Origin of the sequence: Mycoplasma sp. CSL7475-4 (assembly GCF_024834065.1) — a bacterium.
In the GTDB taxonomy this organism is placed as follows: Bacteria; Bacillota_I; Bacilli_A; order Mycoplasmatales; family Metamycoplasmataceae; genus Mycoplasmopsis.
On the sequence record NZ_JANUYA010000016.1, the window covers coordinates 1 to 2,973 of the forward strand.

The 2,973-nt window shown below is 29.3% G+C and carries 2 protein-coding genes; both read right to left on the bottom strand.

Annotated features, from left to right (window positions below; translation table 4 throughout):
- A partial coding sequence (locus NXS15_RS03690; protein ID WP_259290514.1) for a DEAD/DEAH box helicase family protein occupies positions 1 to 1,633 on the bottom strand: 1,633 nt, incomplete at its 3' end.
- On the bottom strand, positions 1,620 to 2,973 hold a 1,354-nt coding region (locus NXS15_RS03695), incomplete at its 5' end, for a site-specific DNA-methyltransferase (RefSeq protein WP_259290515.1). The genes NXS15_RS03690 and NXS15_RS03695, both read right to left, overlap by 14 nt.

The window sequence follows — 2,973 nt, forward strand, 5'->3', positions numbered from 1 at the left end:
ATTTTGTTGTATCAATAAAATATGTTTTGTTTGTATATAAAAAATTTTCAATGTATAGCTCTAGCTCAATTGAATTAGTGATTTTATCTTGGTCATTAATTTTTCTAAAATCTTCATTTTTGTCATTCTTTAATAATTCCGCTCTGGGTGCTAAATAACCATATTCATTAAAATGTTGTTGTAGTTCCTTGCATTCAGCAAGAATATCTTTTTTAGATAAAACACTAATTAGTGCGTCATTATAGGCTTGGGTGTTTGATACCTTTTTTAATAAATTTCTGTTTATGCTTCCTTTATAAAATGAAGTTAAACCATTTGAATCTTGTTTTCATTTTGCTTGCAATTCATAATAGCTTCATTCTTTTTTCTTTTCTTCAAAGTTTGAATAAAATCAATATTTATTGGCAATTGAATCTTCGAACAATTGATCATCATTATCAACAAAATAATTAGGGTTAGGATTTCTTTTGATTCTGCCTAATGTTTGAATATTTAGATTTTCCGATGAAACATTTCTTAGTTGCACGAGCATACATGCTCTAGGAATATTTCAACCCGTAGCCGGACCAACTTTGAAAATGATGCAATCAACACCTGAATTATTTTTCGATATCTTTTTTAATGAAATTTCTTCTTTAATGCTGCTGCCATTTTGCTCAGCTTTATCGCCACTGAAATATTTAACTCATGTTAAATTATTTTGTTCCAGTATTTTGATAATTTTATTCATGTTTTGTTCAAAATTGACATCTTTTTCCGTTTTATCTTTTACTTGAATAAGCATTGCTGGATGAATATTGATTAATGCCGGTTCTGATTCGGCATCATCATAAGCTTTTTTGATTTCTTTAAATCTTTCACATGCTTTTTGCAATAAATCAAAGTCACTAATTTCTTCTAAAAATTTATCGACCTTAAAATCATTTCGTTTTGCTTCAGTTTTAATTAACTTAATTGAGTCAGTTTGCAATTCTTTTTCAGTGATTACTACTTGATTTTGTGTTCTTGGCGGAGTAGCGGTCATTTTAATAATGTATTGTGCAGCTTTTTGCACCAAAGCTTCAAAATGCTTCTCATTTTGTTGATTTTTATTTTTAAAATCGCTTCTATCAATGTCAACAAAATTGTTTTTAACTTCACCCCCGTGGTGTGATTCATCTCTTATGTAGATTAATTTATAACCTTCACTTTTAATTTCTTGAATAAAGTTTTCTAGATAATTATATTCAGTAAGGATTCTGCCTTTACCAAAAGTTGAAGCTCCAAAAATCATCACTTTATTTTGTTCCAAAACTAATTGTGGTTCGTAGTCTTTATTTTTAGTTTTATTAACACTGGGCGATTCAATTCTTTCAATATTTCTAATTGAATATAAAACATGTTTATATTCGTTTAAATTTTGTTCCATTTGTTTAGGCAATTCGCCAGAAGACAAAGTTGCTATAATGAAGAATAATTTTTGCTTGTGTCCGTGTAATTTAATTAAACGATCAATCACATTGGCGATCATAAATGTTTTACCACTACCGGTAGGTGCTTTAAAATAAACAGATGACTTATTGTCCAAATCACATTTTTCAACTAATTCATTAACCGCTCTAGCTTGCACATCAGATAAATTAATTGCTGCCATTTTGCTTTTCCTTATCAATATCAAGCGGTTTTAGAGACATTAAATCATAATACAGATGTTTTTCAAATTTTGTCGATGTTGTAATTCCATTATCTTGTAATTCTTTAATTAAGGTTTGCTTAATTAATTCATTATTAACATTGTCATTAAAAAGTTGTGTGTCAAAATATTCAATGTTAAAAACATTAAGATTTTGTTTATAAGGCTCATTTTTTTCTAGTCATTTGAATGTTTCTTCTTTTGTTCCTTTACCATTATTTATTCTGTAAAGTCTTTCGTAAGTCACATCGTGCGCGATGTTATTTTCGTTATTAGTAACAAGGGTAAAAGTTCTGTTTCCGCCATCTTCTCTATTCAATTCCATAACGGCGTGACCTGTTGTGCCAGAACCGGCGAAGAAATCTAAAACACGGGCGTTTTTGTTAGGGATTAATCTCAGCAGTTGTGTAATTAAATTTACGGGTTTGGGAAATGAAAAGTTTAATTGTATTTCACTGATTTCTTTTGTCCCGTTAAGGTTTTTAAAATCTTGATTTGTTGCGAATTCTGTTGTATTCATAATCATAAATTCTTTGTTAGATTTGACCATTTCATTTGTCTTTTCTTCAAAATGATAGTTCAAATAATTTATTTTTCTTATAGAATTTTTTTCTTTATTATATTTAAGTATTTTATGTTTAATTGCTGCTTCAAATCTCGGTTTACTTCACAATCATCTTCAACGTTCTCCGTTTGACAACAACGGTTTAAAAATATGACCATCTATTTCGATATCATAATCTAATGAAGATACATATCCTTGTCCCACAGATGCCAGAATTGCTGATGTGTCGTTAATAATATATTTACGACCAAATTCATCATACTCTACTTTACTATTATCAATTTCTTTTTTTACTACTTTATTAAATTTCTTTAAATTATATTTATTCTTAGCAAAAATTAATAGATAATCGTGATTAGTATTTAAAAATTTTTCTTGATCGGCCCTGTGTGGTGTGGTTAATCTAGAAACATTAGCCACAAAATTCTCTTCACCAAATATTTCGTCCATTAAAACTTTTAAATAAGCTTGTTCAGTATCATCAATTGATACAAAAATAACCCCATCTTCTTTCAATAGGTCTTTTGCCATTCTTAGACGTTCGCTCATCATATTTAGTCAACCTGTGCGGCTGAATTTATCACGATAGATAAATTTTGAAGCTGCGATATCATCTTTTTCGCCGTTTTTTAAACTATTTCCATCGCTCAAAGATGATTCAGTATTATAAGGAGGATCGATGTAAATTACATCGTAAAGTGCATTTGAGTCGCTAGCGACTCTCTCTCTCTCTCTC